Source organism: Bradyrhizobium sp. (assembly GCF_019244115.1).
Taxonomy (GTDB): domain Bacteria; phylum Pseudomonadota; class Alphaproteobacteria; order Rhizobiales; family Xanthobacteraceae; genus Bradyrhizobium.
The window spans coordinates 1-4,819 of sequence record NZ_JAFATE010000053.1 but is presented as its reverse complement, the minus strand read 5'-3'; the positions used below and the strand labels follow the sequence as shown (position 1 = coordinate 4,819).

General features: G+C 65.3%; 6 protein-coding genes. 2 read left to right on the top strand and 4 right to left on the bottom strand.

What is annotated here, in order from left to right; translation table 11 throughout:
* A partial coding sequence (locus JOZ76_RS02515) for an LLM class flavin-dependent oxidoreductase (protein ID WP_291697055.1) occupies window positions 1-652 on the top strand: 652 nt, incomplete at its 5' end.
* A 124-nt stretch (window positions 653-776) separates the two neighbouring features.
* Entirely contained in the window at window positions 777-1,019 is a 243-nt protein-coding gene (locus tag JOZ76_RS02510; RefSeq protein ID WP_291697054.1) for a hypothetical protein, read from the top strand.
* 15 nt (window positions 1,020-1,034) lie between these two features.
* Here the strand turns inward: JOZ76_RS02510 and JOZ76_RS02505 are convergent, their stop codons facing one another.
* Genes JOZ76_RS02505 through JOZ76_RS02490 form a run of 4 tightly spaced genes read right to left on the bottom strand, consistent with a single transcriptional unit; the run spans window position 1,035 to window position 4,417 of the window.
* Window positions 1,035-2,117, bottom strand: a complete 1,083-nt coding sequence (locus JOZ76_RS02505) for a branched-chain amino acid ABC transporter permease (protein ID WP_291697053.1) — start codon at window positions 2,115-2,117, stop codon at window positions 1,035-1,037.
* A gap of 8 nt (window positions 2,118-2,125) precedes the next feature.
* Window positions 2,126-2,995: a branched-chain amino acid ABC transporter permease gene (locus tag JOZ76_RS02500; protein ID WP_291697052.1), complete on the bottom strand. Its 870-nt coding sequence runs from the start codon at window positions 2,993-2,995 to the stop codon at window positions 2,126-2,128.
* A gap of 1 nt (window position 2,996) precedes the next feature.
* The gene (locus JOZ76_RS02495) at window positions 2,997-3,698 is read right to left on the bottom strand and encodes an ABC transporter ATP-binding protein (protein ID WP_291697051.1); all 702 of its coding nucleotides are present in this window, start codon (window positions 3,696-3,698) and stop codon (window positions 2,997-2,999) included.
* A gap of 2 nt (window positions 3,699-3,700) precedes the next feature.
* Window positions 3,701-4,417: an ABC transporter ATP-binding protein gene (locus tag JOZ76_RS02490; protein WP_291697050.1), complete on the bottom strand. Its 717-nt coding sequence runs from the start codon at window positions 4,415-4,417 to the stop codon at window positions 3,701-3,703.
* Between the last annotated feature and the right edge of the window lie 402 nt (window positions 4,418-4,819).

Below are 4,819 nucleotides of genomic sequence, written 5' to 3'. Positions count from 1 at the left end.
CGACCTGCGCCAATATGAGGAGCTGTTCGAGGAGAAGCTCGATTTGTTCGCGACGCTGCTGCCGCAGCAGCCGCTGACCTGGCAGGGCAAGCTGCGTCCGCCGCTGAAGAACCAGCGCGTGTTTCCCCCGCTCGAGCGCGGCCCGCTAAAAACCTGGATCGGCGTCGGCGGCAGCCCGGAATCGGTGGTGCGCGCGGCGCATTACGATCTGCCGCTGATGCTGGCGATCATCGGCGGCGAGCCGGCGCGGTTCGCGCCCTATGTCGAGCTCTATCATCGCGCCTTTCGCGAGTTCGGGCGCGAGGCCAAGGCGGTCGGCGTGCACTCGCCCGGCTATGTCGCCGCCAGCGACGAGGCGGCGCGCGAAGAATTCTGGCCCGACTACAAAATCATGCGCGACCGCATCGGCAAGGAGCGCGGCTGGCCGCCGATGGAGCGGCGCGAATTCGATTTCGAGGCCGATCGCGGCTCGCTCTATATCGGCTCGCCCGAAACCGTGGCGCGCAAGATCGCGGCGACCGTGAAGGTGCTCGGGCTTGCACGCTTCCAGCTGAAATACTCGGCGGGTCCCCTGCCCCACGCAAAACTCATGACCTGCATCGAGCTCTACGCCACAAAGGTGGTTCCGCTGGTGCGCGACATGCTGGCCTGAGCGAGAGCGGCAAGGGACTGGAAACCATCCGACCGCTCGATCTCTCCCGCTAACGAAATCGAAAATCTCGGAGGCCAAAGTCCCCTTAGCGAACACGGGACATCTTTACGGGGAGAATAAACCGATGATTAAGCATGGAGCCGCCGTTTTCGAGAATGTGCGTCGCTATCGCACCATCGCATCGCTTTACCGCCAGACCGCGGCGTTCCGTCCATTGCAGCGCAGTTCCCTGCTGGCGCAGGCCGAGGAATGGGAGCAGCGCGCCGTTAACGAACTCGACGCCCATTTCCAGCTCGAGAACCGGCCGTTCGACGAATACTGCCGGCTCACGAATTACGCCAACGAGCAACTGAGGGCTGCCGCTTAATCGGCCAGTTGCAGATCAGCCGCCCTTGACCTCATCGGCGCCGATCACCAGGCGGCGCCGGGTCGGAAACAGTGTCACGCGAAAACGCTCGGCGACAAAGCCCCAGAGGCCGCGCGGCGCGAACAGCATGACGGCGATCGCCAGCGTGCCGAGCAGGATGAGATACCAGGCGCCGAAATCGGCGAGATAGCGCTGCAGCAGGTAGAAGATGATGGCGCCGATCACGGGCCCTTCCATGGTGCCGATGCCGCCGATCACCACGATGAAGATCACATAGGCGGTCCAGTCCAGCACCGAAAAGGCGGCATCCGGCGAGATGCGCGCCTTCTGCAGATAGATCAGCGCGCCTATCATGCCGGTCATTGCGGCCGCGGCGACATAGACCGCACGCTTGGTCCGGTAGATGTCGACGCCGAGGCCCGCTGCCGCTGCTTCCTGGTCGCGGATCGCGCCGAGTGCCAGCCCACGGCGGGAACGCAGCACCGCATAGACGAAGACGAGCGTACCCGCCATCAGCACCAGCGCGCCCCAATAGGAGATGATGTCGCGCGCGGCCGGGGTGCGGACGTCGAACAAGGCCTTGACCCATTCGATGCCGAACACCGTCGATGTGACGGACGGCGCCAGCGAGGTCCCCGTGCCGCCGCCAAGACCCTTGAACTGTGCGAAGACGAGCCGGTAGACCTCGGCGACGACCCAGGTGCCGATCGCAAAATAGGCGCCGCGCAGCCGGAACACGATCAGCGCGGTCGGCAGCGCAAAGGTGGCGCAAACAACTCCCGCGAGCGGAATCGCAAGCAGAGGATCGAGCCCGGCAAACAGCGTCAGCGCAAACAGCATATAGCCGCCGAGCCCAACGAAGGCCTGCTGGCCAACAGAGATCAGGCCGCTAAAACCGGCCAGCAGATTCCAGCATTGCGCCAGCGCCAGCATGTAGAACAGAAAAATCAGGTCCTGGATCAGATTGCGTGCGGCAAAGGCCGGAAGCGCCGCGAGCATGATGAGGATCGCAGCGGCAGCGGCCAGCGCGGCGCGCGAGCCGCCGCCGCTGGTAGCGACGCTGAACATTTGGCCCGAAGCGGGTCGCCCGTCTTTCATCGCTCGCATCAATCCAGGGCCCGGGGAAACAGGCCGCGCGGCCGTATCGCCAGCACGGCGAGAAAGGCGAGATGGCCCGACAGGATCTGCCATTCCGGATCGATCCGCGCCCCGATGGTCTGCGCCAGGCCGAGCACGATGCCGCCGGCGAGCGTGCCCCAAAAGCTGCCGAGCCCGCCGATGATCACGGCCTCGAACGCATAGAGCAGGCGCGCCGGACCGATGGTGGGATCGAAATTCGCCCGCAGGCCGAGATAGAGCGCCGCGATCGCGATCACCACAAAGGCGAGGCCCATCGCGGTCGCGAAAATCCTGTTGTGATCGATCCCCATGAGCTGCGCGACCTCCGGATCATCCGATGTCGCGCGGAAGGCGCGGCCGAGCGGCGTGCGGTAGAAGATCAGGTTGAGGATCACGATCACGGCGACGGCCGACAAGAGGGTGAGGAGCGGCACGACGCCAATCGCAATGCCGCCACCAAGCGCGATGGACGCCGTCTCGATCGCGCCCGAGCGCAGCCGTTCGCTGTCGGCCGAGAACAATTGCAGCAAACCGTTCTGGATGATGATCGACAGACCGAAGGTGACGAGCAGCGGCGGCAGCAGGTCGCGGCCGAGCGTCCGGTTCAGCAGCACGTGCTGCAGCACAAAACCGATCGCGAACAGGATTGGCGCAGCAACGAGCACCGCAGCGAAGGGATCCAGCCCGAGCTTCTCCGCGACAACGAGGATGACGAACGCGGCGAGCACGATGAGATCGCCATGCGCGAGATTGACCAGCCGCATCACGCCAAAGATCAGCGACAGCCCGGCGGCAAAGAGGGCGTAGAGGCCGCCGAGCAGGACGCCTTGAATGACAGCATCGAGGGCGCCCGTCATGTCAGGACCCGAAATAGGCGTCGTGGATCTGCTCGCGCGTCAATTCGCGCGGCCGGCCGACGAGCGAGAGACGTCCCTCCTGAAAACAGTAGACGCGATCCGAGACCTTGATGGCCTGCGCGATGTCCTGCTCGACCAGCACGACGCTGGTCCCTTCGGCCTTGATCCGCGGCAGCGTGGCGTAAATATCGGCGATGATGATCGGCGCCAGCCCGAGACTGATCTCGTCACAGAGCAGGACGCGCGGATTGGACATCAGTGCGCGGCCGATCGCGGCCATCTGCTGCTGGCCTCCCGACAGAGTTGGCGCGGCCTGGGATCGCCTTTCCTTTAGGATCGGAAACAGAGAATAGACACGATCGAGTGTCCATGGCCCGCCCAGCTTGCGGCCGTGGCCGCCGATCAGGAGATTCTCTTCCACGGATAGCGATGGAAACAGCCGCCGTCCCTCCGGCACCAGCGCGATGCCAAGCTTGACGACGTCAGCCGCTGACAGTGCGCCGATCGGCTGGCGATCGAACAGCACGCTGGCGGCAGGCCTGCGAACGAGGCCCGCGACGGCCTTGAGAAAAGTCGACTTGCCGGCGCCGTTCGCGCCGATGATGGCGATGGTCTCGCCGGCCTCCAGTCGCGTGTCGATGCCATAGAGCGCCTGGAAGTCGCCGTAGAATGCCTGGAGATTGCACGTCTCGAGCAGCGCCATCCTCACGCCTCGATGCCGATATAGATCTGGCGCACCTCGGGCGATCGGATCACCTCGCGCGGGGCGCCTTCGGCGATCTTGCGCCCGAAATTGAGCACGATCAGGCGGTCAACGACCGCGAGCAGAGCATGCACGACATGCTCGATCCACAGCATTGCGACGCCGGTGTTCCGGATGTCGCGGATCGTGGCGATCAGCTCGGCGCACTCGCCCTCGGTCAGTCCGCCGGCGATCTCGTCCAGCAGCAGCAATTTTGGCGCCGTTGCCAGCGCACGCGCCATCTCCAGCCGCTTGCGTTGCAGGAGCGTGAGCGAGCCGGCGAGCGAATTGGCGTGCCGCAACAGGCCGAGCCGTTCGAGAATCTCGCCGCAGGACCGCGCAGCCTCGCGCTCGCTCATGCTTCGGCCATGCACTGCACCGACCAGCAGGTTCTCGAACACAGTGAGCTTCTCGAACGGCTGCGGAATCTGGTGCGTGCGGCCAATGCCGGAGTGACAGCGCGTCTGCGGTGCGGCGCGCGTGATGTCGCAGCCACCGAAGCGGATGGTGCCGCCGCCGGGCGCAAGTGTGCCGGCAATCAAATTGAACAGCGTGGTCTTGCCGGCGCCATTCGGCCCGATGATGCCAACGGCCTCGTTCGCCGCCACCACGAGGTCGAGGTTATCGGCGGCGACGATCGAACCGAAACTTTTGCTTAGAGCGGCGATGTCCAGCAGCATCGGACCGCTACAGCGTGATGAAGTGAGATCGAATCGGCGAAGCATCGGAGGTGCGCCCCCTCCCCCCGCAACCCAGGGCTATCGCATATGAGTGGCGCTCTCTCCGTTTGCCTCCCCCGCTTGCGGGGGAGGTCGCCGCGCTTGCGCGGCGGGTGGGGGCCGCCCTGGCCTCCGCTGCAGCCTTTTTCGCACGACGCCCCCTCCCCAGCCCTCCCCCGCAAGCGGGGGAGGGAGCGCACCGCCAGCGTTCAAACGCCATATGCGATTGCCCTGCCGTGCAGGCGAGGGTCGGGGAGGGGGGTACCCCACGACGAACTGAATCCGGGGACCCCCACCCCCGACCCCTCCCCGCAAGAGGGAGGCGAGCGCAGCGTGCTCGCGGGTGCATTCGATTCGACCGAC

Coding starts and splice junctions, on each gene's coding strand:
- JOZ76_RS02505 (WP_291697053.1), bottom strand. CDS start 2,117: ATGAAAGACGGGCGACCCGCTTCGGGCCAAATGTTCAGCGTCGCTACC.
- JOZ76_RS02490 (WP_291697050.1), bottom strand. CDS start 4,417: ATGCTGCTGGACATCGCCGCTCTAAGCAAAAGTTTCGGTTCGATCGTC.
- JOZ76_RS02495 (WP_291697051.1), bottom strand. CDS start 3,698: ATGGCGCTGCTCGAGACGTGCAATCTCCAGGCATTCTACGGCGACTTC.
- JOZ76_RS02500 (WP_291697052.1), bottom strand. CDS start 2,995: ATGACGGGCGCCCTCGATGCTGTCATTCAAGGCGTCCTGCTCGGCGGC.
- JOZ76_RS02510 (WP_291697054.1), top strand. CDS start 777: ATGATTAAGCATGGAGCCGCCGTTTTCGAGAATGTGCGTCGCTATCGC.